The sequence below is a fragment of the Streptomyces finlayi genome, from assembly GCF_014216315.1.
GTDB classification, from domain to species: domain Bacteria; phylum Actinomycetota; class Actinomycetes; order Streptomycetales; family Streptomycetaceae; genus Streptomyces; species Streptomyces finlayi_A.
Genome location: NZ_CP045702.1, coordinates 5,476,225 through 5,499,753 on the forward strand (window position 1 = coordinate 5,476,225; position 23,529 = coordinate 5,499,753).

The following is a 23,529-nucleotide window of genomic DNA, read 5'->3' on the forward strand; positions in this document are numbered from 1 at the left end:
CGAGTGACAATGGACGGTATGCCTTCCGTACTGCCCGATGGTGAGCCCGTGCCCGACGACGGGGCGCTGCCCAGCCACGCCCTGGACGGCGCCGCCGACCGGCCGCTCGGCTTCTACCTGCACGTCCCGTACTGCGCGACGCGCTGCGGGTACTGCGACTTCAACACCTACACCGCCCCCGAGCTGCGTGGCTCCGGCGGTGCGCTGGCTTCACGGGACAACTACGCGGCCCATCTGATCGAGGAGGTCCGCCAGGCCCGCAAGGTGCTCGGCGACGACCCGCGGCCGGTCCGTACGGTCTTCGTCGGGGGCGGTACGCCCACGCTGCTGCCCGCTGCCGATCTCGTACGGATGCTGGGGGCCGTCCGCGACGAGTTCGGGCTCGCGGACGACGCGGAGGTGACGACCGAGGCGAATCCGGAGTCCGTCGATCCGGCGTACCTGGCGGCGCTGCGGGAAGGCGGCTTCAACCGGGTCTCCTTCGGGATGCAGAGCGCGAAGCAGCACGTCCTGAAGATCCTCGACCGGACGCATACGCCGGGCCGGCCCGAGGCATGCGTCGCCGAGGCGCGGGAGGCGGGCTTCGAGCACGTCAACCTCGACCTGATCTACGGCACGCCCGGGGAGTCCGACGACGACTGGCGCACCACGCTGGACGCGGCGATCGGTGCCGGGCCCGACCATGTGTCGGCGTACGCGCTGATCGTGGAGGAGGGCACACAGCTCGCGCGGCGCATCCGGCGCGGGGAGATCCCGATGACCGACGACGACGCGCACGCGGACCGCTATCTGATCGCGGACGAGGCGATGGCAGCGGCGGGCTTCTCCTGGTACGAGGTGTCGAACTGGTCCCGGACACCGGAGGGCCGGTGCCTGCACAACGAGCTGTACTGGCGTGGGGCCGACTGGTGGGGCGCCGGGCCCGGCGCGCACAGCCATGTGGGCGGGGTGCGCTGGTGGAACGTGAAGCACCCGGGAGCCTATGCGCAGGCCCTGGCCGAGGGCCGGTCGCCGGGGGCGGGGCGCGAGGTCCTGTCCGCGGAGGACCGGAGGGTGGAACGGATTCTGCTGGAGCTGCGGCTGGTGGACGGCTGCCCGTTGTCGCTGCTGGCGCCGGCGGGGCTGGCGGCGGCGGGGCGTGCGGTGGGGGACGGACTGCTGGAGGCGGAGGCGTTCGCGGACGGTCGGGCGGTGCTCACGTTGCGGGGTCGGTTGCTGGCCGACGCGGTGGTCCGGGACCTGGTGGACTGAGCCTGCGGCGGCGCGTACCGGGGCGCCGCCCCCGGGCCCCGGTCCTCAAGCGCCGGGCGGGCTGAATGCCTGACCTCAAGCGCCGGGCGGGCTGGGGGTGGCCGGGGCCGGTGGGAAATCAAGCCCGTCCGGCGATCGAGGACAGCGGTCCGCCGGCGAGGGCCGCCCTACTCCGGGGCCGTGACGAAGTCGATCAGTTCTTCCACCCGGCCCAGCAGTTCAGGCTCCAGGTCGCGGTACGAGCGCACCGCCGACAGGATGCGCTGCCACGCCGCACCCGTGTTCTCCGGCCAGGCCAGGGCGCGGCACACGCCCGTCTTCCAGTCCTGGCCGTGCGGGACCCTCGGCCAGGAGGGGATGCCCACCGAGGACGGTTTCACCGCCTCCCAGACGTCGATGTACGGGTGGCCCACCACCAGCACGTCGCCGTCCGAGACCAGGGCGGCGATGCGGGACTCCTTCGAGCCCGGGACCAGGTGGTCGACCAGCACGCCCAGGCGGGCGTCCGGGCCCGGGGAGAAGTCGCTGACGATCGCGGGGAGGTCGTCGATGCCCTCCAGGTACTCGACCACCACGCCCTCGATGCGAAGGTCGTCGCCCCAGACCCGCTCGACCAGTTCGGCGTCGTGGCGGCCCTCGACATAGATCCGGCCCGCACGCGCCACCCGCGCACGTGCCCCCGGGACCGCCAGCGAGCCGGATGCCGTGCGCACGGTCCGGGCGGGGGCCGCGGAAGTGGGGCGGACCAGGGTGACCACCCGGCCCTCCAGCAGGAAGCCGCGCGGCTCCATCGGGAACACCCGGTGCCTGCCGAAGCGGTCCTCCAGGGTCACCGTCGGGCCCTGGGCCGTCTTCTCGCAGCGGATCACCGCCCCGCAGAAGCCGGTGGCGGCCTCCTCGACGACCAGGTCGGGCTCGGCGGGGACCTCGGGGGCCGGAACGGACTTCTTCCACGGCGGGGTCAGGTCCGGCTGATAGCTGCGCATCGGACGACGATACGGCGGAGAACGGTCACGACACGCCGAACTGCGCCGCCAGTTGATCACGTTGCGTCCGTACGAACGTGGCGTCCACCAACGCCCCGTGCCCCGGCACGTACACCGCGTCCTCGCCGCCCAGCGCCAGCAGCCGGTCCAGGGCGGCCGGCCACCGGGAGGGGATGGCGTCGGTGCCCGCCTGCGGCTCCCCGGACTGCTCGACCAGATCGCCGCAGAACACCACGGCGGGGGAACCCGGCACCAGGACGGCGAGGTCGTGACCGCTGTGACCCGGCCCCACATTGGCGAGGAGCACCTGGAGCCCGCCGCCCAGGTCGAGCGTCCACTCCCCGCACACCTCGTGCTGCGGGGCGACCAGCACGTCCACCGCTTCCGCCGCGTCGTGCTCGGACACCCCGTGACGCACCGCCGAGCTGTGCAGTCCGTCCGCCTCGTTCCGGAGCAGATCAGCGACGCCGACCGCCCCGAACACCTCGGCCCCGGCGAACACCGCCGTACCCAGAACATGATCGAAGTGCGGGTGGCTCAGTGCGATATGCGTCACCCTCCGCCCGAGCAGACGCTGCGCCTGGGAGCGCAGCTCGGCGCCCTCGCGGAGCGAGGAACCGGTGTCGAAGAGCAGGACACGGTCCCCTCCCGCCACCAGAGCGGCCGTCGCGTCCCACACGGGAAGGCGTCGCCGCCCCACACCGTTGCCCAACCGCTCCCAGCCCAGCTCTTCCCAAGAGACGTCCATACAACGACGCTATCGGCAACGACCTGCACAGTCTCTCGGAGGCATGGCCGGTCGCCCTTGCCCCGGGACCACCCCGCCCCCGTACACTGACCGGGGGGATTGCTGGCACTCGAACGCACAGAGTGCCAGGCCGATACCGAGAACCACAGCTGGAGGTGTGCGCGATGCTCAGTGAACGCAGACTCGAAGTGCTGCGCGCCATCGTCCAGGACTACGTCGGCACCGAGGAGCCGGTCGGCTCCAAGGCACTGACCGAGCGGCACAAGCTCGGCGTCTCCCCGGCCACGATCCGCAACGACATGGCGGTGCTGGAGGACGAGGGCTTCATCGCCCAGCCCCACACCAGCGCGGGGCGCATCCCGACGGACAAGGGCTACCGGCTCTTCGTCGACCGGCTCGCGGGCGTCAAGCCCCTGTCGTCGCCGGAGCGCAGGGCCATCCAGAACTTCCTCGACGGCGCGGTGGACCTCGACGACGTCGTGGGCCGGACCGTGCGGCTGCTCGCGCAGCTGACCCGGCAGGTCGCCGTCGTGCAGTACCCCTCGCTGACCCGTTCGACCGTGCGGCACGTGGAACTGCTCCTGCTCGCGCCGGCCCGTCTGATGCTCGTACTGATCACGGATACCGGCCGGGTCGAACAGCGTATGATCGACTGCCCTGTGCCGTTCGGTGAGACATCTCTGGCGGACCTCCGGGCGCGGCTCAACAGCCGCGTCGTAGGACGCCGTTTCGCGGATGTCCCGCAGCTGGTGCAGGACTTGCCGGAGTCCTTCGAGGGCGAGGACAGAGGAACCGTTTCCACGGTCCTCTCCATCCTTCTCGAAACTCTGGTGGAGGAGACGGAGGAGCGGCTGATGATCGGCGGCACCTCCAACCTCACCCGCTTCGGGCACGACTTCCCTGTGATGATCCGGCCGGTGCTGGAGGCGTTGGAGGAGCAGGTCGTGCTGCTGAAGCTGCTCGGCGAGGCCAAGGACTCGGGCATGACCGTACGTATCGGTCACGAGAACGCCCATGAGGGCCTCAACTCCACGTCCGTGGTCGCGGTCGGCTACGGTTCGGGCGACGAGGCAGTCGCCAAACTCGGCGTGGTCGGACCGACCCGCATGGACTACCCCGGAACGATGGGAGCGGTACGCGCAGTGGCACGTTACGTCGGACAGATCCTGGCGGAGTCGTAAGTGGCCACGGACTACTACGCCGTACTCGGCGTGCGCCGCGACGCATCTCAGGACGAGATCAAGAAGGCATTCCGCAGGCTCGCCCGCGAGCTGCACCCGGATGTCAACCCCGATCCGAAGACCCAGGAGCGGTTCAAGGAGATCAACGCCGCTTACGAGGTGCTGTCGGACGCGCAGAAGAAGCAGGTCTACGACCTCGGCGGCGACCCGCTGTCCGCCTCGGGCGGCGGTGGTGGCGCGGGCGGATTCGGACAGGGCGGCTTCGGCAACTTCTCCGACATCATGGACGCGTTCTTCGGTACGGCGTCCCAGCGCGGGCCCCGTTCGCGGACCCGGCGCGGCCAGGACGCCATGATCCGGCTGGAGATCGACCTCTCCGAGGCGGCCTTCGGCACGACCAAGGACATCCAGGTCGACACGGCGGTCGTCTGTACGACCTGCAGTGGTGAGGGCGCCGCACCCGGCACCTCCGCCCAGACCTGTGACATGTGCCGCGGCCGAGGCGAGGTCTCGCAGGTCACCCGGTCGTTCCTCGGCCAGGTCATGACCTCGCGGCCCTGCCCGCAGTGCCAGGGCTTCGGTACGGTCGTACCGACCCCCTGCCCGGAGTGCGCCGGAGACGGCCGCATCCGCTCGCGGCGCACCCTCACGGTGAAGATCCCGGCAGGCGTCGACAACGGCACCCGCATCCAGCTCGCGGGCGAGGGCGAAGTCGGCCCCGGCGGCGGCCCGGCCGGTGATCTGTACGTCGAGATCCACGAGCTGGCGCACGCGGTGTTCCAGCGGCGCGGTGACGACCTGCACTGCACGGTCACCATCCCCATGACGGCGGCGGCCCTCGGCACTCAGGTGCCGCTGGAGACGCTGGACGGCATGGAGGAGATCGACATCAGGCCGGGCACGCAGTCCGGCCAGTCGGTTCCGCTGCACGGCCGCGGCATCACGCATCTGCGGGGCGGCGGGCGCGGCGATCTGATCGTGCACGTCGAGGTCATGACCCCGTCGAAGCTGGACGCGGAACAGGAGCGGGTCCTGCGCGAGCTCGCGCAGCTCCGTGGCGAGGAGCGGCCCACCGGGCAGTTCCAGCCAGGCCAGCAGGGGCTCTTCTCCCGCTTGAAGGACGCGTTCAACGGTCGCTGACCGGACCGCCGGACGGCTTTGGCCTTACCCCGCACCGCCCGTCGGTCTCGTACCGGCGGGCGGTGCGGCGCGTTCTGGTAAACCTTCCGCCCGTCCCCCTGGCTGATTCGGCGCGGTGCACCGGACGTGGCACGATGCGGTCATGTCCTCCGCGTTGACCGATCTCTGCCGGCATCCGATCGTGCAGGCCCCCATGGCGGGCGGAGTGTCCGGCCCGCAGCTCGTCGGCGCTGTCGCCGAAGCCGGTGGGCTCGGATTCCTCGCCGCCGGGTACAAGACGGCGGACGGCATGTACAACGAGATCAAACAGCTGCGCGGACTGACCGGCCGGCCCTTCGGCGTCAACCTCTTCATGCCGCAGACCGGCCACGCCGACCCGAGCGCCGTAGAGGTCTACCGGCACCAGCTCGCCGGTGAGGCCCTCTGGTACGAGACTCCGCTCGGCGAGGCCGACCGCGGCGGCGACGACGGCTACGAGGCCAAGACCGCGATCCTCCTGGAGGACCCGGTCCCGGTCGTCTCCTTCACCTTCGGCTGCCCCTCCCGCGAGACCCTCGACGCGTTCACCCGGGCGGGCACCCGCACCGTCGTGACGGTCACCTCCGCCGAGGAGGCGCAGTCCGCGCAGCGGGCGGGCGCCGACGCCGTCTGCGTCCAGGGTGTGGAGGCCGGCGGCCACCAGTCCACGCACCGCGACGACCCGCAGGCCGACCATTGCGGCATCGGGCTGCTGACCCTCCTCGCCCAGGTGCGCGAGAGCGTGCGGCTGCCGCTCATCGCGGCGGGCGGAGTGATGCGCGGCTCCCAGATCGCCGCCGTCCTCGCGGCGGGCGCGGACGCCGCGCAGCTCGGCACCGCCTTCCTGGCCACCCCCGAGTCAGGGGCCCACCCGCTGCACAAGCAGGCACTGACCAACCCGCTGTTCGTACGGACGGCGATGACCCGGGCGTTCTCCGGGCGCCCCGCGCGCGGTCTCGTCAACCGCTTCGTGACCGAGCACGGCCCCTACGCCCCGGCCGCCTACCCCCAGGTGCACCAGATGACGAGCGGGCTGCGCAAGGCCGCCGCCAAGGCGGGTGACGCCCAGGGCATGGCGCTGTGGGCGGGCCAGGGGCACCGGATGGCACGCGAGCTGCCCGCCCGGGAACTGATCGACCTGCTCGCCGCCGAACTGGAAGCCGCGCGCGCGGCCCTGAGTGTGAGGAGTGCCGAGTGACGGCACCGGTCTTCGTCGTCGAACAGCTCCCGGGCGGGGCCGACTTCGTCCTGGACGGCCCCGAGGGACGGCACGCCGTCTCCGTGAAGCGGCTGCACGCGGGCGAGGAGGTCGTCCTCACCGATGGGCGGGGCCACTGGGCGGAAGGGGTCGTCCGGGCCGCCGAGGGCAAGGACCGGCTGCTGCTCACGGGCCTGGACACGGTGCACGAGGAACCGGCGCCCAGCCCCCGTATCACCGTGGTGCAGGCGCTGCCCAAGGGCGACCGCGGCGAGGTCGCCGTCGAGACGATGACGGAGACGGGCATCGACGCGATCGTGCCGTGGCAGGCGGCACGCTGCATCACCCGGTGGAAGGGCGAGCGGGGTCTCAAGTCGCTCGCGAAATGGCGGAGTACGGCCCGCGAGGCGGGGAAGCAGTCCCGACGGGTGCGCTTCCCCGAGGTCACCGAGGTGATGTCGACCAAGCAGGTGGCCGCCCTGCTGGCCGCCGCCGACTTCGCCGGTGTGCTGCACGAGGACCGGGAGCACGACAGCGAGGCGCTCGCCACCGCCGCACTGCCGGCCGAGGGGGAGATCGTGCTGGTCGTCGGACCGGAGGGCGGTGTCTCCCCGGATGAACTCGACGCCTTCGCACAGGCCGGCGCACGCCCCTACCGGCTCGGGCACAGCGTGCTGCGCACCTCCACGGCCGGGACGGCCGCGACGGCCCTTCTCCTGGGGCGCACGGGCCGCTGGGGCTAGGTCCAATGCCGTTCGGTTAGCCGTCCGGTGGGCTTGGCAATGCGTTGATCTCGATGTGGACGGTGGTCCTGTGGGTGCGGTGGTCGATGTTGCGGCCGACGGCGCGGTACTTGGAGCTGATCGCTCGTTTCTTCACGCGGGGCCGGGACCGGTCTCGGCGGGCGGGTAGGAGGCCGTTGAGTATGGCGGTGCCGATCCGGCCGACGAGGTCGATCCTGGTGTGGGGGATGATGCCGGCGGCACGGATGATCTGGTCACGTGCCGTGTTCAGCGCGATGGTGAATGCGGTGCGGTCGGGGTCGATGTTGGGCCGGTGCAGGACGGCGTCGCTCATCGCGGTGCGTAGTGCCTGGTAGGCGACCAGAAGCGCCCAGGTTTCCTGGGTGACGGCTGCCGGGTAGCGGCCGCGCAGGACTCTGCCGCCGAGGATGGTCGATTTCAGCTCGCAGTAGCTGGTCTCGATCTCCCAGCGTTCGCGGTAGAGCCTGACCAGAGCGGTGGCGGGTGCCTCGTCGGGGTCGAGCAGACTGGTGACGAGCCGGTAGGTGCTGTGGGTGGCGGGACGCTTGTCGGCGCCGTCGGTGGGGGCGAGGGTGATGGTGGCGTCGATGACGCGGACGGTGACTTCGCCTATGCGGGACAGGAACGTTCCGTCGGGCAGACGACGCAGGATCGGCAGCTTGAGCGCGGTGCTGTGGGTCTTGGCGCGGATGAGGAAGTCCGCGCCCGTGGACGCGACCGTGCGCACGAAGGCGGTGGCTGAGAAGTTCCGGTCACCCAGAAGCAGCGTCCCGGGCCGTAGTGCTCCGGTCGTGCCCGCGGTGGTGATCAGGTCTCGGGCGTAGGTCAGCTCGCCGGTCGCGTCGGTGCCGAAGACGGCGTCCATGAGGGTTCGGGTCCCGCAGGCCACCAGCGTGACCAGGCGCAGCATCGGGTATCCGGACGGCCCGTTCTGTCCTGCCTTCGCCTTGGGGAACACCGCGAGGTTCGCGGGTGTGTCCGGCAGGGCGAGCTGGGTTCCGTCGATCGCGACGACCAGCCTGCCCGCGAACCGTGTCGTCTGTGTCGCGGTCACCGCTGCGGGGCCTTTGACCAGGTCGAACAGTGCTTTCAATGGTTTGGGGCCGACCCGTCGCATCGCGGCCGTGATCGATGAACCCGCTGGCACGGGCAGCGGCGCGGGCAGTGAGGCGGTCAGCCGGGACCAGATCCCGGTCCAGCCGAGCCCGGTGAACAGTGCGCCTGCGAGCAGGAGGTAGACCACCACCCGCGACGGCAGCCGTCGAACCCGCTGCTGCAGACCACCTGCGGATGCGAGTGCCTCGTCGACTAGATCGAACGGGACAACCTGGGTCAACTCGCCCAAGTGCCCCACGGCAAAGACACCGGGGGCATGCGTAATGACAGAATCAGACACTGCAGCCCTTGTGGAGGAACACGAGTCTTGGCGGACCCGAGAACCACTACAGGGGCTGCACCCGTATCACCAGCCGAAACGCCGAGAGTTTGCGCCGCTGACCGAACCCCTAACCGAACGGCATTGGGGCTAGGTCCTGTCTGGAGTTCCCCCGCGGCGTCGCGGCGTCCGGCACCGCCGCCTCCGGCGTTGTCGTCAGTCGCGAGGGCTCCGCCATCGCTCCCTCCTCCGCCTTGGATTCGACGGCACCGGACGCCGCTCTTTCTCCCGCGCTGGAACTCCAGACAGGACCTAAGGCCTTCCGTCTGGATCGTGCCGGGCTCGCGGGGGCCTGATCCGGCCTGATCCAAACGAAAGACCCTGCGTCTCGTCGGGTGCGGCGACGGGCTTCACCGGTTCCGCCGCCCCGTCCCGGATAGCATGCCCACGTACCGATCATCAGCGACCGAGGAGGCCGTGCCATGGCGGGAGAGCCGCAGTCCGACTGCCTGTTCTGCAAGGTCGTCACGGGAGAGATCCCGGCGACCATCGTCCGCGAGAGCGACACCACCGTCGCCTTCCGCGACATAAACCCACAGGCGCCGACGCACGTGCTGGTCATCCCGAAGGCCCACTACCGGGACGCCGCCGCGCTCGCCGCCGCAGAGCCGGGGATCGCCGCCGACGTGCTGCGCGAGTCCGGTCTCGTCGCCGCCGACGAGAAGATCACCGACACCGGGTACCGCATCGTCCTCAACACCGGTTCCGGCGCGGGACAGACCGTGTTCCACGCGCACGCCCACGTCCTGGGCGGCCGCGGCCTCCAGTGGCCCCCCGGATAGCAGGCGGACGCACACCCATGTCCGTACGCGAACTGGTCGTCCTCGGCACCGCGAGTCAGGTCCCGACCCGGCACCGCAACCACAACGGCTATCTGCTGCGGTGGGACGGCGAGGGCATCCTCTTCGATCCCGGCGAGGGCACCCAGCGCCAGATGCTGCGGGCCGGAGCCGCCGCGCACGACATCAACCGGATCTGCGTCACGCACTTCCACGGGGACCACTCGCTGGGACTGGCCGGGGTGATCCAGCGCATCAACCTCGACCGGGTGCCGCACCCCGTCACCGCGCACTACCCCGCGAGCGGACAGCGCTTCTTCGAGCGGCTGCGGTACGCCACCGCCTACCGCGAGACCGTACGGCTGACCGAGGCGCCCGTCGCCGCCGACGGGCCCCTCGCCGTCACGGACGCGTACACCCTGGACAGTCACCGGCTGTCCCACCCCGTCGAGTCCTACGGCTACCGGCTGACCGAGCCCGACGGCCGGCGCATGCTCCCCGCGAAACTCGCCGAGTACGGCATCAGGGGACCGGACGTCGGCCGCATCCAGCGTGAGGGCTCCCTCGGCGGAGTCACGCTCGACGCCGTGTCCGAGCGCAGACGGGGACAGCGGTTCGCCTTCGTCATGGACACCAGACTGTGCGACGGCGTGTACGCGCTCGCCGAGGGCTGCGACCTGCTCGTCATCGAGTCGACCTTCCTCGACGAGGACGAGCGGCTCGCCACCGACCACGGCCATCTGACCGCCGGGCAGGCAGCCCGGGCGGCAGCCGAGGCGGGCGTGCGGCACCTCGTGCTGACCCACTTCTCCCAGCGGTACGACGACCCGGGCGTCTTCGAGGCCCAGGCCAGAGCCGCCGGCTTCACGGGTGAACTGACCGTCGCCCGGGACCTGATGCGTATCCCCGTGCCCACCAGGCACCTCTGAATCACACCAGCACCACCATTCGTTAGCGAGAAGACGTGCACCTCCCCAAAGCGGAACTCCACCTCCACATCGAAGGCACCCTCGAACCCGAGCTGGCCTTCGCGCTCGCCGGACGCAACGGGGTGACGCTGCCCTTCGCCGACACCGAGGAGCTGCGCACCGCCTACCTCTTCGACGGTCTCCAGACCTTCCTCGACCTCTACTACGCGCTGATGACCGTGCTGCGCACCGAGGAGGACTTCGAGGACCTCGCGAACGCCTACCTCACCCGCGCCGCCGCCCAGGGCGTCCGGCACGCGGAGATCTTCTTCGACCCGCAGGCGCACACCGCCCGCGGTGTCCCGATCGGCACCGTCGTCGAAGGACTCGGCCGGGCGCTGGACCGCAGCGAGGAGACGCACGGCATCTCCACCCAGCTGATCATGTGCTTCCTGCGCGATCAGTCGGCCGGATCGGCGCTGGAGACCCTGGAGGCCGCGAAGCCGTATCTGCACCGGATCAGCGCCGTCGGCCTCGACTCGGCAGAGGTCGGCCACCCGCCGTCGAAGTTCCGCGAGGTGTACGAGGCGGCCGGCGCCCTCGGACTGCGCAAGGTCGCCCACGCGGGCGAGGAGGGCCCGCCCGCGTACATCCACGAGGCCCTGGACGTCCTCGGCGTCGAGCGTATCGACCACGGACTGCGCTGCATGGAGGACCCGGACCTGGTGAAGCGGCTGGTCGCGGACCGCGTACCGCTCACGCTCTGCCCGCTGTCCAACGTACGGCTGCGTGCCATCGACATCCTGGAGGAGCACCCCCTGCGGGCCATGATGGACGCCGGACTGCTCTGCACGGTGAACTCCGACGACCCGGCCTACTTCGGCGGATATGTCGGAGACACCTTCCACGCCGTCCACGAGGCACTCGGCCTGGACAACGAACATCTGCGCACGCTGGCCCGCAACTCCTTCGAGGCGGCCTTCCTCGACCACGACGAGGAGCGCAGGGCGCGTTACCTCGCCGAGGTCGAGGCGTACGCGTTCGACTGACCGGCGCCGCCCGCCGGACCGGCCGTCCGGAACGCGTTCCTGCCCAGGCGCCTGCGGCGCAGCGCGGTAACGGCCAGTTCCGTGACGGCCTGTTCCGGTGCGCCCAGCTTGGGCACGGCCCCCTGGAGGGAGCCGGTGGTGGCGGCGAGCAGGGCGGCCGGAGCACCACCCCTGCGGCGGACCGAGCCGGGCACCAGCGGACGTCCACCGGTGTGCAGGGCGACCGCGGTGACGGGCGCCGCGACCAGGAGGGTGACGGACCCCAGGATCATTCCCATCACGGCGTAACCCGCGGCCTCGGACAGCACGCTGCCCAGCACGGGCCCGCAGGCCACCCCGACGGACGAGGCGGAGCCCGCCAGGACCGCCCAGCGGCCCCGTACGTCGAGCGAGGCGGCCAGGCCGATCAGATAGGACAGGACCACCGGGTAGAAGGCGTTCCACACGATCTCCCCGGTCGCGAACTCACCGAGGCTCCCGGCCGAGGAGCTGAGCACGATGCTCCCGGCGATGATCACCGTGCCGAGGCCGATCGGCACGGCCCGGCCGAGCCGTGCGCCGAGCAGTCCGGCGCCCATCACGCCGAGCAGACCCGCCCCGAGCGCGGCGGCGAACACCGCGCCGATGGTGACCTCGGAGAGTCCCACCTGCACGACACCGATCCGGCTGCTCACCCCCCACAGGGCGTTCTGCGCCATGGACCAGACGAGCATGCCGCCCGCCAGCACCAGACCGGAGCGGCGGTGCGGGAGCCGCCCGGACGCCGGGACGCCGGACTCCGCGGGTCCGGGAACACCGAGGCGCGAGGTCGCGGGCCAGACGAGCAGCGCGACGAGCGCGATCGCGGCGAACGGCAGCCGGTGGCCGCCGCCGAGGTGCGGGATCGTCAGGTAGAGAGCGCCCGCGGTCGCGGACACGCTGAGCAGCCCCAGCGACGAGGTCCGGTGCGGATCGCTCTGCGCGGCGATGCCCGAGGTGGCGACCGCGGTCGCCGTACCGGAGCCGAAACCGCCGATGACGACACCCAGGACGACCAGGGGCACGGAGGCGGCCGAGGCGGCGCAGCCGTATCCCACGAAGGCCAGCAGCAGCCCGGTACGCGCCGGTCTCCGCGCCCCGTACCTCTCGACGCGGCCGGCGAGCGCGAAGCCGGCGGAGGCCGAGCTCAGCAGGAGGGCACTGCCGACCAGACCGGCCTGGGCCGAACCGAGACCCAGACAGGTGCTGAGCCTGCCGACGATGGTGGGGAGCAGATAGGCGGCGAGGTAACCGGCGGTGAACACGGCGACCAAGGGCCACGCGGCGCGCGGGCGCGGGGACATGGGCTTTCCTGAAGACATGCCTGAGCAGGCAGAAGAAGGCAGGGGAGGGTAAGGCGAGGGAAAAAAAGGGGGGAAGTCGGGGCACTCATCAGTAATTGTCACCAACGGTGCTCGCGGGCCCATTTGTATCAAGCGCGCAGCTCGACCGAAAGTCGCTAAGATGTGATCTGGATCACATATAAGTTTATGGTGGTGAGGTCCGGGTAGCAGTGCATGTTTGTGCAGTTCAGGCCGCTTCGTGCGGCGTGCGCTCGCCGGCTGGGAAGGCGGATCAGGCAGACTGGCCGGATCTCGCACGGTTCACATCTCGCACGACCGGGAGCGCACGGTGAGCACAGGCAGTTCAGGCATCGACCCGCTCGTGGGAGTGCGGGTCCCGGACGACCCGGCATGCGACGTGTTCCTGACGGGCACGGTCTTCCTCGACATCGTCTTCACCGGCCTGGACAGCGCACCCGTGCGCGGTACGGAGTCCTGGGCCCGCGGTATGGGGTCGAGCCCCGGCGGCGTCGCCAACATGGCCACCGCGCTCGCCCGGCTCGGCCTGCGCACCTCGATGGCCGCGGCGTTCGGCGACGACCACTACGGGGAGTACTGCCGGGACGCGCTCGAACAGGGCGAGGGCATCGACCTGTCGATGTCGTACACCGTGCCGGGCTGGCACTCGCCCGTCACCGTCTCCATGGCGTACGAGGGCGAACGCACCATGGTCTCGCACGGCCACGAGGCCCCCGCTCCCACGGCGCAGACCATCCGCGGCAGGACGTTCCCGCACTGCCCGCCACGCGCCCGCGCCGCCATCGCCTCCCTGGCCCCCGGCCGCAGCGAGCCCTGGGTCGCCACCGCGGCACGCAACGGCGCCCTGATCTTCGCCGACGTCGGCTGGGACGAGACCGGCCGCTGGGACCTGGACGCGCTGACCGGTCTCGACCACTGCGCGGCCTTCCTCCCCAACGCCGAGGAAGCGATGCGCTACACCCGGACCGACTGCCCGCGCGCGGCGGCCCACGCCCTGGCCGAGCGGGTGCCGCTGGCCGTGGTCACCCTCGGGGCGGACGGCGCCTACGCGGTCGACCGGACGACGGGAACCGCCGCCGAGGTACCCGCCATCGAGGTGGAAGCCCTCGACCCGACCGGCGCGGGCGACGTCTTCGTGGCGGGCTTCGTCACCGGCACACTGGCGGACTGGCCGCTCGCCGACCGCCTGGCCTTCGCCGGACTGACCGCCGCGCTCTCCGTGCAGGAGTTCGGCGGCTCACTGTCGGCCCCCGGCTGGTCGGAGATCGCCGCCTGGTGGCAGCAGGTACGCACCCACGCCGACCAGGACCCGGCGGCCCTTGAGCGGTACGCCTTCCTGGAGGACCTGCTGCCGGCCGCCACCCGCTCCTGGCCGCTGCGCCGCGCCGTACCGACCATCGGCTTCCGGCAGTAGCACGCGGGCGGCGAAAATCCCTCGGTGTTGTCGGTGCCAAGTCGTAGGCTTGGTGATCCAGAGGTTGTCGAGCAGACGAGAACCCTGCAACGGGAGGTATGTGCAGGCCCGAGGGCCGGCCCATGACTCAGACACCCACACAGCCGCAGGCGCGTGCCCAGATCCGGATTCCGGCCGCACACCCCATGGTGATGCTCCTGGGATCGGGCGACTCGCTGCTGCGCGTGATCGAGACGGCATTCCCGGCAGTCGACATCCACGTCCGGGGCAATGAAATCAGCGCTGTCGGGGACGCGCCTGACGTCCTCCTGATCCAGCGACTGTTCGACGAGATGGTGCTGGTGCTCCGCACCGGTCTGCCGATGACGGAGGACGCAGTGGAACGCTCGATCGCCATGCTCAGGGCGAGCGAGAACGGCGACGGGGACGGTCCCGAGACCCCCGCCGACGTACTCACCCAGAACATCCTGTCCAGCCGCGGCCGCACGATCCGCCCCAAGACCCTCAACCAGAAGCGGTACGTCGACGCGATCGACAAGCACACGATCGTCTTCGGTATCGGTCCCGCGGGCACCGGCAAGACCTATCTCGCCATGGCGAAGGCGGTCCAGGCGCTCCAGTCCAAGCAGGTCAGCCGGATCATCCTGACCCGGCCCGCCGTCGAGGCGGGAGAGCGGCTCGGCTTCCTGCCCGGCACGCTCTTCGACAAGATCGACCCGTATCTGCGCCCGCTCTACGACGCACTGCACGACATGCTCGACCCCGACTCGATCCCGCGGCTGATGGCGGCGGGCACGATCGAGGTGGCGCCCCTGGCGTACATGCGGGGCAGGTCGCAACCTGTCTTCACGAACGTCCTGACGCCGGATGGCTGGCGCGCCATCGGTGACCTTCAGGTCGGAGACCTGGTCATCGGCTCGAACGGCGAGCCGACCCCGGTTCTCGGTGTGTATCCGCAGGGCGAGAAGGACATCTACCGCGTCAGCGCCCAGGACGGTTCCTGGACCCTGTGCTGCGGTGAGCACCTGTGGACGGTCCGTACGGCGTCGGACAAGCGCAGGGACGAACCGTGGAGGGTGCTTGAGACGAAGGAGATGATCGGCAACCTCCGTGCGGCTCATGCGCGCCGCTACGAGTTGCCGATGCTGACCGCGCCGGTCTGCCAGCCCGAGCGCGAGGTCCCCATGGATCCGTACGCGCTCGGCCTGCTGCTGGGCGACGGTTCCTTGACCGGGTCCACCACGCCTTCCTTCGCGACGGGCGATCCCGAGCCGGCCATGGCCCTGGAGACCTCGCTTCCAGGGGCCGTCGTGCGGTACAAGGGAGGACCGGACCATGTCCTGAACCGCGTGAAGTCACCTGGCGACGTGGTCACCTTGGAGAACCCGGTCACCCGTTCTCTGCGTGCACTCGACCTCATGGGCACCCGCTCGCACTCCGAGTTCATCCCGGACGTGTACTTGCACAACTCCGCCGAGGTGCGGTTGGCCCTGCTCCAGGGGCTTCTTGACGCGGACGGCGGACCGGTCACCCAGACCGACCGCACGTGCCGCATCCAGTACACGACCACGTCGATCGTCCTGCGGGACGACGTCATCGCGCTGGTCCAGTCGCTGGGTGGTGTCGCTTACACCCGCCGTCGGCAGGCCGAGGGCCGGGCGCCGGGGCTCGCGAAGGGCCGCGAAGTCCACCACCGCTACGACGCGCACGTCGTCGACATCCGTCTTCCGGATGGCGTGGAGCCGTTCCGTCTCGCCCGTAAGCGCGATACGTATCACGCGGCAGGGGGCGGTGGCCGCCCCATGCGTTTCATCGACAGCATCGAGCCCGCAGGCCGCGAGGAGTCCGTCTGTATCCAGGTGGCGGCCGAGGACTCGCTGTACGTCACCCAGGACTACCTGCTGACCCACAACACACTCAATGACGCCTTCATCATTCTCGACGAGGCGCAGAACACCAGCGCCGAACAGATGAAGATGTTCCTGACCCGGCTCGGCTTCGACTCGAAGATCGTCGTCACCGGTGACGTCACCCAGGTCGACCTGCCGAGCGGCACCAAGAGCGGTCTGCGGCAGGTCCAGGACATCCTGGAAGGCGTCCAGGACGTCCACTTCTCCCGGCTCACCTCCCAGGATGTCGTCCGGCACAAGCTGGTCGGCCGTATCGTCGACGCGTACGAGAAGTACGACAGCCGAGAAAGCCCCAACGGGAAGTAGTCACAGCGCACCATGTCGATCGACGTCAACAACGAGTCCGGAACCGAGGTCGACGAGCAGGCGATCCTCGACATCGCCCGCTACGCACTGGCACGGATGCGCATCCACGCGCTCTCCGAGCTCTCGGTGATCGTGGTGGACAGCGACGCCATGGAGCAGCTCCACATCCAGTGGATGGACCTTCCTGGCCCGACCGATGTCATGTCCTTCCCGATGGACGAACTGCGTCCGCCGATCAAGGACGACGAGGAGCCCCCGCAGGGGCTTCTCGGTGACATCGTGCTCTGCCCGGAGGTCGCCAAGCGGCAGGGCGAGGAGGCGGAGACGGGGCACTCCATGGACGAGGAGCTCCAGCTCCTCACCGTCCACGGTGTGCTGCACCTCCTCGGGTACGACCATGAGGAGCCGGACGAGAAGGCCGAGATGTTCGGCCTCCAGGCGGCGATCGTGGACGGCTGGCGCGGCGAGCGCGGGCTGACCGGCCCCTCCCCGGCCCCCACGGTCTCGTGAGCACGCCCCTCATCTCCGGCGCCGTCCTGCTGCTCGTCGTCGGCTGGCTCGCGGCCTGTGCGGAGGCGGGCATCGCCCGTACGTCGAGCTTCCGGGCCGCCGAGGCGGTCCGGTCCGGGCGGCGCGGCAGCGCCAAGCTGGAACAGGTCGCGGCCGACCCGACGCGTTATCTCAACGTGGCCCTGCTGGTGCGGGTCGCCTGCGAGATGTCGGCCGGGGTGCTGGTCACGTACGCCTGTCTGAAGGAATTCCCGGAGACCTGGGAGGCGCTGGCCGTGGCGATGGGCGTCATGGTCCTCGTCTCGTACGTCGCCATCGGGGTCTCCCCGCGCACCATCGGCCGCCAGCACCCGCTGAACACGGCGACGGCTGCGGCGTACGTCCTGCTGCCGCTGGCCAGGATCATGGGGCCGATTCCGCAGCTGCTGATCCTTCTCGGCAACGCGCTGACCCCCGGCAAGGGCTTCCGCAAGGGGCCGTTCGCCAGCGAGGCCGAACTGCGTGCCATGGTCGACCTGGCCGAGCAGGAGTCGCTGATCGAGGACGACGAGCGCCGCATGGTGCACTCGGTCTTCGAACTCGGCGACACGCTCGCACGCGAGGTGATGGTTCCGCGCACGGACCTGGTCTGCATCGAGCGTTACAAGACGATCCGCCAGGCACTGACGCTGGCGCTGCGCTCGGGCTTCTCGCGCATACCGGTGACCGGGGAGAACGAGGACGACATCGTCGGCATGGTGTATCTGAAGGACCTGGTCCGCAAGACGCACGTCAACCGGGAGTCGGAGGCCGATCCGGTCTCCACGGCGATGCGGCCGGCCGCGTTCGTGCCGGACACGAAGAACGCCGGCGATCTGCTGCGCGAGATGCAGCAGGACCGCAGCCATGTCGCCGTCGTCATCGACGAGTACGGCGGCACGGCGGGCATCGTCACCATCGAGGACATCCTGGAGGAGATCGTCGGCGAGATCACCGACGAGTACGACCGTGAGCTGCCGCCCGTGCAGCCGCTGGAGAACGGCCGCTTCCGGGTCACGGCCAGGCTCGACATCGGCGACCTCGGGGAGCTCTTCGGCCTCGACGAGTACGACGACGAAGACGTCGAGACGGTGGGCGGCCTCCTCGCCAAGGCGCTGGGCAGGGTCCCGATCGCGGGCGCATCGTCCGTGGTGGACCTCCCCGACGGCCGCAGGCTCCGGCTGACCGCCGAGTCTCCTGCGGGCCGCCGGAACAAGATCGTCACGGTGCTGGCGGAACCGCAGGAGGCGGAGACCGTATGACGCCGCAGGAGCTGAGGGCGTTCTGTCTGGAGTTCAACGCGAGCGTGGAGGAATTCCCGTTCGGGCCCGAGGCATCGGTCTTCAAGGTGCTCGGCAAGATGTTCGCGCTCAGTGTGCTGGACGCCCGCCCGCTGACGGTGAACCTGAAGTGCGACCCGGACGACGCGATCCGGCTCCGTGAGGAGCACGACGCGATCGTTCCGGGCCGGCACATGAACAAGCGCCACTGGAACACCGTGACGGTCTCCGGCCTCCCCGACGGAATGGTCCGGGAGCTGATCGAGGACTCCTACGACCTGGTGGTGGCGGGCCTGCCGAAGGCGGAACGGCTCCGCCTCGACCGCCCCTGACCGCGGTCGTGGCTCTGGCTTATGCTCGGGCCATGACCGAGAGCACCGACCCCCAGAGCACCGCACCCGCAGCCGAGGACCGCAAGCTCATCACGCTGGCCCGCTCCACGCGGGCGCGCAACGGAGTGCCCGAGGGCGCCGCCGTCCGTGACGAGACAGGGCGCACATACGTCGCGGGCACCGTCGATCTCGGCTCGCTCAAGCTCAGCGCCCTGCGGACCGCGGTCGCGATGGCCGTGGCGAGCGGCGCGAAGTCCCTGGAGGCTGCGGCCGTGGTCACCGAGGCCGGGACCCCGGCGGACGAGGACCGTGCGGCGGTGCGCGACCTGGGCGGCCCGCAGACCCCGGTGCTGCTGGCAGGCCCCGACGGGACCGTGCGGCTCACCATCCAGGCCGGCTGAATCCTGGTCCGGCCGTCCGGCCGTCCGGCCGTTCCGTCGTCCGCCCCTTCGGCTGACCGCGTGGGCGGACCTCCCGACAGGAGCGAAACCTTCCCAAGTCCCTGAAGAATCAAGGGTCTTTCCCTTGTAATCGCTGCTCCGCTGCGCATCAATGAACAGCAGTTCATCCGACGGACCGTCAGATATGCGGACGGCCGGGTCCGGGGTGCGAGCCGCAGCCCCGTACCGCCTCCGGCCGTCCGGCCCTCCGCGCGGCGCGCTTCCCCGCCCGCGGACGGTCCGCGCACACCCTCCACGCAGCCCTGCAGCGCTGTGCCCGTACGCCGTAGACCGGACCACGGGCCCGGTGGGACCCCCTGTGCGGATCCGTGCGCCTTCGTGCGGCAGACGACAACTCCCTGACAAGGGAAGGGGAACCGAATGAGACCCAGCAGACTCGGTATCGGTGCGGCCCTGGCCGCGGGCGCCCTCGCCGTGAGCGGACTGGCGCTCGCGCCTGCCGCGGCGGCGGTGACGCCGACGGACGCCAAGGCGGACTACGACTGCGGGAGCTTCGGCGGTGGCGACGCCAACCTCCGGGCCGTGCAGTCGGGCAGCAGCATCACCATCACCGTCAGCACCTCCGTCGTCACGCCTCTGCCCATCGGGGCGGGCGCCGCGACCACCACACTCAAGCTGACCCGTAACGGCGGTCCGGCAACGGCCACCTTCGCGGGCAGCAGCAACCCGTCCATCCCGGCGTTCAGCGCGTTCCGCAGCGGGCCGCTGACCAGCGCCACCGCTTTCGCTCCCGGTAACACCCTCGACTCGTACTTCGCGGGTACCGCGCTCACGCTCAAGATCTTCGGTACGACGGTCGCCTGCGAAGCGGTCACCTCGCAGACTCCGGGGCCGTTCGTCGTCAACTGACCGGTCCTGGTTGCCCCACGGCCGCTGCCGCCGCACCGATCGGCGGCAGCGGCCCACCGGCGTTCCTGTCATCCGGTGCGCACCGGACCTGCCGCTTGACAGCGGAAGTTGACAGTATCTGATGGACCATCAGCTCAGACATTTCGCGTGCCTTGACTTCTTCTGCCGGTCGGTCGTCAATGGCCGCCCGTAGGCGCAGAAGCACCACAGAGCCGCTGCGCCCACACCATCAGGAGGGGGCACGAACCATGGCACAACTGGGACCGCCGAGCCGAAGATCCGCTGGGCGAAGGCGCCGTTGGGCGGCAGTCGTGGGGGTGACCGCACTCGCGGTCGCCGGGGGAGGGGTGCTGGCGCCCCCCGCCGGAGCGACGGCCGGGGCCTCGGCGGCGGTGGACTTCGCCACCCGCTGCGTGCCGCCGCCGATCGCGGGCATCCCGCCGATCGAGGGCACGACCACCGCGCAGATCACCGTCGACAACACCACTCCCACGGTGGGTGACACGGTCACCGTGACCTACAAGGTCGTCAAGCCGGCGGCCAGCAACCCCGTGGACCTGCCGTTGCCCGCCGACATCATGACGCCCACCGGGAAGCTGACCCTGGCCGGGGCCCAGACCGGCTCCGTCACCGTCACGGGGCCGAAGAAGAACGCACCGGTGCCCGGCCTGGGTGAGTTCCCGCCCTTCGAGATGACCGGCACCTTCGTGGTCACCGCACCCGGCGAGATCAGGCTGTCGCCCGGTGACTACAACATCCACACCAGCTACCTCATGGAGCTGGACACCCCCTGCACAGTGAAGAACCCGCCCGCCCCGGTCTCCGAGACGATCACCGCGACGGGCGGTGGCGGCCCGGTCAACGAACGCGCCATCACCCTGGGCACGGCTTCGGGGAAGCCCGGAGAGCGGGTGACCGTGACCGGAACCAGGTTCACCCCGGACGCCGAGGTGACCGTCGCCGGCTGGAACGGCTCCGCGCCGACCGCCGACAAGATCACCTCCAAGGTGGCCGCCGGTGGCGGCTTCACCTTCCGGCCGAAGATCACCGATCCGTCGACCATCGGCATCGTCGCGTTCGAGGGCACGAGCTGGGACCCGGCGAAGGGCGCGGGCCCTGCCGCGTACTCCCTCGTCGGCGACGTGCCCCCGCTCAGTCAGCGGATCGACACCCTGGTGAAGGGCGGCAGCCTGTCCATGACCCAGGTCGGCGACACCGTCGAGCTGACGGCAGTCGACTTCGGCAAGGGCGGCGCGTCCACCGGGGCGCTGAACACGGTGACGGTCAAGGACTTCCGCGGCGGACCCGCGGGCTGGTCCCTGACCGGCAGAGTCACCGACTTCACCGGTCCGGGCGGCGCGGCCGTCGACGCCGGGGAGCTGAGCTGGACCCCGGCCTGCGCGACCAAGGCCGGCAGCCCGAGTACGTGTGCCGCCGGCTCCGAGGGCGCTGTCGGCAGTGCGGGGGCGACCCTGGCCTCCACACCGAACGCCGCTTTCACCGGCGGCGAGTTCACCGTCGACGCCGGGCTCTCCCTCGACGTACCCGAGTTCACGGCCCCCGGTGCCTACTCCGGCGTCCTGACCCTCACCCTCTCCTGAGACCTGTCACCCACGGCAGGCCGGACGCGCACCCGTCCGGCCCGCCCCGAACCCGGGGGTCCGCACCGTGCGCAGACTGTCCGCACTGCTCCTGGCCGCGACCGCCCTGCTGTACGCCGCCCCGGGCACCGCCCGGGCCGCCGACAACGGGGAGTGGTCCGTCGAGCCCGCGTCCTTCGGGACGGGGCGCCCGTACTTCTACCTCTCCACCGGTCCCGGCACCACGCTCACCGACCGGGTCACCGTGACCAACAAGACCGCCCGCCCCCTGACCTTCCGGCTGTACGCCGCCGACGCCTACAACACGGCCCGCGACGGCGGCTTCGCCGTCCGCACCCACGACGAGCCCAGGCGGGGAGTCGGCGCCTGGGCGAAGCCGGCCCGCGACCGGGTCACGGTCCCCGCGCGCTCCTCGGTCACCGTCCCGTACACCCTCAACGTCCCCGAGGCCGCGGAGCCGGGCGACCATCCCGGTGCGATCGTGGCCCTCGACGAGCGCGTCGCCCCCGGCGGGCCGGGCGCGGTCGCCGTCGGCGTCCGGAGGGCGGTCGCGGCCCGGGTCTATCTGCGGGTGAACGGGCCGACCATGCCCGCCCTCACCGTCGAAGACCTGTCGGTCGAGCACACCCGGCCGCTGATCCCCGGCACCGGGACGAGCCGCGCCGTCATCTCGTACACGCTCCACAACCGCGGCAACGTCACGCTCAGTCCCGAGGTCGTCCTGAGGGCCGAGGGCCTCTTCGGCCGGACGCTGCTCGCCCGCGATCTGAAGAAGATCCCCTCCGAACTGCTGCCCCGCCAGAAGGTCCGGCTCACCGAACCCTGGGCCGGCGCCCCCCAGCTGGAATGGGGCCGGATCGAGCTCACCGCGGGCGCGCGGGACACCAGGGAGACCGCGGGGGTCTCGTACATCGCGCTGCCCTGGCCGTTCGCAGCGGTTCTGCTGGTGATCGTCGCAACGGGTACGGGCCTGTGGATACGGGCACGCCGACGCCGTCCGCACCCCTCCTGAGGCGTCCCCGGCAAGGTCCGCGGCGGCCCGTTGTACACCGCAGCCGCCGCGATCGGGGAGAATGGGCGCCATGAGCGCTCGTACCCTTGAGAACAACGCCCCCCATCGGGCCGGCTTCGCCTGCTTCGTGGGCCGCCCCAACGCGGGCAAGTCCACCCTCACGAACGCTCTGGTCGGTCAGAAGGTGGCGATCACCTCGAACCGCCCCCAGACCACCCGGCACACGGTGCGCGGCATCGTGCACCGTGAGGACGCGCAGCTGATCCTGGTCGACACCCCCGGCCTCCACAAGCCGCGCACACTGCTCGGGGAACGGCTGAACGACGTCGTGCGGACCACCTGGGCCGAGGTCGACGTCATCGGCTTCTGCCTGCCCGCCGACCAGAAGCTCGGCCCCGGCGACAAGTTCATCATCAAGGAACTCGCGGGCATCAAGAAGACGCCGAAGATCGCGATCATCACGAAGACCGACCTGGTCAACTCCAAGACACTCCGCGAGCAGCTACTGGCCGTCTCCCGCCTCGGCGAGGAGCTCGGCTTCCAGTGGGCCGAGATCATCCCGGTCTCCGCGGTCAAGGGTGACCAGGTGGATCTGCTGGCCGACCTGATCGCCCCGCTGCTCCCGGAGAGTCCGCCGCTCTACCCGGAGGGTGACCTCACCGACGAGCCCGAGATGGTGATGGTCGCGGAACTGATCCGCGAGGCCGCGCTGGAAGGCGTGCGGGACGAGCTGCCGCACTCGATCGCGGTGGTCGTCGAGGAGATGCTGCCGCGCGAGGACCGGCCGGCGGACAGGCCGCTGCTGGACATCCACGCGAACGTGTACATCGAGCGGCCCAGCCAGAAGGGCATCATCATCGGCCCGCAGGGCAAGCGGCTCAAGGAAGTCGGCACGAAGTCGCGCAAGCACATCGAGGCGCTGCTCGGTACGCCGGTCTTCCTGGACCTGCACGTGAAGGTTGCCAAGGACTGGCAGCGGGACCCGAAGCAGCTGCGCAAGCTCGGCTTCTAGGTTCCGGGTTCTTCCTGGCTACGTGGA

General features: G+C 70.6%; 22 protein-coding genes. 18 read left to right on the forward strand and 4 right to left on the reverse strand.

The features are described 5' to 3' along the window. Positions 1 to 9: 9 nt before the first annotated feature. The gene (hemW, locus tag F0344_RS25145; protein ID WP_185300931.1) at positions 10 to 1,251 is read left to right on the forward strand and encodes a radical SAM family heme chaperone HemW; all 1,242 of its coding nucleotides are present in this window, start codon (positions 10 to 12) and stop codon (positions 1,249 to 1,251) included. A gap of 167 nt (positions 1,252 to 1,418) precedes the next feature. Here the strand turns inward: hemW and F0344_RS25150 are convergent, their stop codons facing one another. Next, entirely contained in the window at positions 1,419 to 2,237 is an 819-nt protein-coding gene (locus F0344_RS25150; RefSeq protein WP_185300932.1) for a DUF3097 domain-containing protein, read from the reverse strand. A gap of 25 nt (positions 2,238 to 2,262) precedes the next feature. Next, the gene (locus F0344_RS25155) at positions 2,263 to 2,985 is read right to left on the reverse strand and encodes an MBL fold metallo-hydrolase (RefSeq protein WP_185300933.1); all 723 of its coding nucleotides are present in this window, start codon (positions 2,983 to 2,985) and stop codon (positions 2,263 to 2,265) included. A gap of 164 nt (positions 2,986 to 3,149) precedes the next feature. Here F0344_RS25155 and hrcA point away from each other — a divergent pair, with 164 nt between their 5' ends. From hrcA to F0344_RS25175, 4 genes are all read left to right on the forward strand, one after another. Then, complete coding sequence (gene hrcA / locus F0344_RS25160; RefSeq protein WP_185300934.1) at positions 3,150 to 4,166, forward strand: heat-inducible transcriptional repressor HrcA; 1,017 nt, start codon at positions 3,150 to 3,152, stop codon at positions 4,164 to 4,166. Continuing rightward, entirely contained in the window at positions 4,167 to 5,306 is a 1,140-nt protein-coding gene (dnaJ, locus tag F0344_RS25165) for a molecular chaperone DnaJ (RefSeq protein WP_185300935.1), read from the forward strand. It abuts the gene before it with no gap. Between the two features lie 142 nt (positions 5,307 to 5,448). Beyond that, the gene (locus F0344_RS25170) at positions 5,449 to 6,522 is read left to right on the forward strand and encodes a nitronate monooxygenase (protein ID WP_185300936.1); all 1,074 of its coding nucleotides are present in this window, start codon (positions 5,449 to 5,451) and stop codon (positions 6,520 to 6,522) included. Then, the gene (locus F0344_RS25175) at positions 6,519 to 7,265 is read left to right on the forward strand and encodes a 16S rRNA (uracil(1498)-N(3))-methyltransferase (RefSeq protein ID WP_185300937.1); all 747 of its coding nucleotides are present in this window, start codon (positions 6,519 to 6,521) and stop codon (positions 7,263 to 7,265) included. The genes F0344_RS25170 and F0344_RS25175 overlap by 4 nt, the downstream gene beginning before the upstream one ends. A 16-nt stretch (positions 7,266 to 7,281) precedes the next feature. On the opposite strand, the gene F0344_RS25180 is transcribed toward F0344_RS25175, so the two are convergent. After that, a complete protein-coding gene (locus F0344_RS25180) occupies positions 7,282 to 8,640 on the reverse strand; it encodes an IS4 family transposase (RefSeq protein WP_258050223.1) in 1,359 nt (452 codons plus the stop codon). Between the two features lie 503 nt (positions 8,641 to 9,143). Between F0344_RS25180 and F0344_RS25185 the strand changes: the two genes are divergently transcribed. From F0344_RS25185 to F0344_RS25195, 3 genes are read left to right on the forward strand one after another with little or no spacing between them, the layout of a single operon-like run. Beyond that, the gene (locus tag F0344_RS25185) at positions 9,144 to 9,503 is read left to right on the forward strand and encodes a histidine triad nucleotide-binding protein (protein WP_185300938.1); all 360 of its coding nucleotides are present in this window, start codon (positions 9,144 to 9,146) and stop codon (positions 9,501 to 9,503) included. A gap of 17 nt (positions 9,504 to 9,520) precedes the next feature. After that, complete coding sequence (locus tag F0344_RS25190; protein ID WP_185300939.1) at positions 9,521 to 10,429, forward strand: ribonuclease Z; 909 nt, start codon at positions 9,521 to 9,523, stop codon at positions 10,427 to 10,429. Positions 10,430 to 10,464: 35 nt separating this feature from the next. Continuing rightward, on the forward strand, positions 10,465 to 11,457 hold the full coding sequence (locus tag F0344_RS25195; protein ID WP_185300940.1) for an adenosine deaminase: 993 nt from the start codon (positions 10,465 to 10,467) through the stop codon (positions 11,455 to 11,457). Here F0344_RS25195 and F0344_RS25200 read toward each other — a convergent pair. Further along, positions 11,421 to 12,779, reverse strand: a complete 1,359-nt coding sequence (locus tag F0344_RS25200) for an MFS transporter (RefSeq protein ID WP_185300941.1) — start codon at positions 12,777 to 12,779, stop codon at positions 11,421 to 11,423. The genes F0344_RS25195 and F0344_RS25200 overlap by 37 nt on opposite strands. Positions 12,780 to 13,107: 328 nt before the next feature. On the opposite strand from F0344_RS25200, the gene F0344_RS25205 reads away from it, so the two are divergent. The 10 genes from F0344_RS25205 (at position 13,108) to era (ending at position 23,502) form a co-directional block, all read left to right on the forward strand. Then, a complete protein-coding gene (locus F0344_RS25205; protein WP_185300942.1) occupies positions 13,108 to 14,211 on the forward strand; it encodes a carbohydrate kinase family protein in 1,104 nt (367 codons plus the stop codon). A gap of 122 nt (positions 14,212 to 14,333) precedes the next feature. Then, the gene (locus F0344_RS25210) at positions 14,334 to 16,427 is read left to right on the forward strand and encodes a PhoH family protein (protein ID WP_185300943.1); all 2,094 of its coding nucleotides are present in this window, start codon (positions 14,334 to 14,336) and stop codon (positions 16,425 to 16,427) included. A gap of 12 nt (positions 16,428 to 16,439) precedes the next feature. Next, positions 16,440 to 16,937: an rRNA maturation RNase YbeY gene (ybeY, locus tag F0344_RS25215; RefSeq protein WP_185300944.1), complete on the forward strand. Its 498-nt coding sequence runs from the start codon at positions 16,440 to 16,442 to the stop codon at positions 16,935 to 16,937. Further along, a complete protein-coding gene (locus tag F0344_RS25220; RefSeq protein ID WP_185300945.1) occupies positions 16,934 to 18,217 on the forward strand; it encodes a hemolysin family protein in 1,284 nt (427 codons plus the stop codon). The genes ybeY and F0344_RS25220 overlap by 4 nt, the downstream gene beginning before the upstream one ends. Continuing rightward, on the forward strand, positions 18,214 to 18,567 hold the full coding sequence (locus F0344_RS25225; protein WP_185300946.1) for an MmcQ/YjbR family DNA-binding protein: 354 nt from the start codon (positions 18,214 to 18,216) through the stop codon (positions 18,565 to 18,567). The genes F0344_RS25220 and F0344_RS25225 overlap by 4 nt, the downstream gene beginning before the upstream one ends. Positions 18,568 to 18,599: 32 nt before the next feature. Beyond that, positions 18,600 to 18,968 carry a cytidine deaminase gene (locus F0344_RS25230; RefSeq protein ID WP_185300947.1) on the forward strand — a complete coding sequence of 123 codons (369 nt, stop codon included), beginning with the start codon at positions 18,600 to 18,602 and terminating at the stop codon, positions 18,966 to 18,968. A 420-nt stretch (positions 18,969 to 19,388) separates the two neighbouring features. Beyond that, positions 19,389 to 19,877 carry a hypothetical protein gene (locus F0344_RS25235; RefSeq protein WP_185300948.1) on the forward strand — a complete coding sequence of 163 codons (489 nt, stop codon included), beginning with the start codon at positions 19,389 to 19,391 and terminating at the stop codon, positions 19,875 to 19,877. 248 nt (positions 19,878 to 20,125) lie between these two features. Further along, positions 20,126 to 21,478 (forward strand): beta-xylosidase, encoded by a 1,353-nt coding sequence (locus tag F0344_RS25240; RefSeq protein WP_185300949.1) that lies wholly within the window; start codon positions 20,126 to 20,128, stop codon positions 21,476 to 21,478. 67 nt (positions 21,479 to 21,545) lie between these two features. Beyond that, positions 21,546 to 22,490: a WxL protein peptidoglycan domain-containing protein gene (locus F0344_RS25245; protein ID WP_185300950.1), complete on the forward strand. Its 945-nt coding sequence runs from the start codon at positions 21,546 to 21,548 to the stop codon at positions 22,488 to 22,490. A gap of 61 nt (positions 22,491 to 22,551) precedes the next feature. After that, entirely contained in the window at positions 22,552 to 23,502 is a 951-nt protein-coding gene (gene era / locus F0344_RS25250; RefSeq protein ID WP_374940116.1) for a GTPase Era, read from the forward strand. The last annotated feature ends 27 nt before the right edge of the window (positions 23,503 to 23,529 follow it).

Coding starts and splice junctions, on each gene's coding strand:
- hrcA (WP_185300934.1), top strand. CDS start 3,150: ATGCTCAGTGAACGCAGACTCGAAGTGCTGCGCGCCATCGTCCAGGAC.
- F0344_RS25185 (WP_185300938.1), top strand. CDS start 9,144: ATGGCGGGAGAGCCGCAGTCCGACTGCCTGTTCTGCAAGGTCGTCACG.
- F0344_RS25190 (WP_185300939.1), top strand. CDS start 9,521: ATGTCCGTACGCGAACTGGTCGTCCTCGGCACCGCGAGTCAGGTCCCG.
- hemW (WP_185300931.1), top strand. CDS start 10: ATGGACGGTATGCCTTCCGTACTGCCCGATGGTGAGCCCGTGCCCGAC.
- F0344_RS25230 (WP_185300947.1), top strand. CDS start 18,600: ATGACCGAGAGCACCGACCCCCAGAGCACCGCACCCGCAGCCGAGGAC.
- F0344_RS25210 (WP_185300943.1), top strand. CDS start 14,334: ATGACTCAGACACCCACACAGCCGCAGGCGCGTGCCCAGATCCGGATT.
- F0344_RS25225 (WP_185300946.1), top strand. CDS start 18,214: ATGACGCCGCAGGAGCTGAGGGCGTTCTGTCTGGAGTTCAACGCGAGC.
- F0344_RS25240 (WP_185300949.1), top strand. CDS start 20,126: ATGGCACAACTGGGACCGCCGAGCCGAAGATCCGCTGGGCGAAGGCGC.
- F0344_RS25155 (WP_185300933.1), bottom strand. CDS start 2,985: ATGGACGTCTCTTGGGAAGAGCTGGGCTGGGAGCGGTTGGGCAACGGT.
- ybeY (WP_185300944.1), top strand. CDS start 16,440: ATGTCGATCGACGTCAACAACGAGTCCGGAACCGAGGTCGACGAGCAG.
- F0344_RS25150 (WP_185300932.1), bottom strand. CDS start 2,237: ATGCGCAGCTATCAGCCGGACCTGACCCCGCCGTGGAAGAAGTCCGTT.
- F0344_RS25170 (WP_185300936.1), top strand. CDS start 5,449: ATGTCCTCCGCGTTGACCGATCTCTGCCGGCATCCGATCGTGCAGGCC.
- F0344_RS25235 (WP_185300948.1), top strand. CDS start 19,389: ATGAGACCCAGCAGACTCGGTATCGGTGCGGCCCTGGCCGCGGGCGCC.
- F0344_RS25200 (WP_185300941.1), bottom strand. CDS start 12,779: ATGTCCCCGCGCCCGCGCGCCGCGTGGCCCTTGGTCGCCGTGTTCACC.
- era (WP_374940116.1), top strand. CDS start 22,552: ATGGGCGCCATGAGCGCTCGTACCCTTGAGAACAACGCCCCCCATCGG.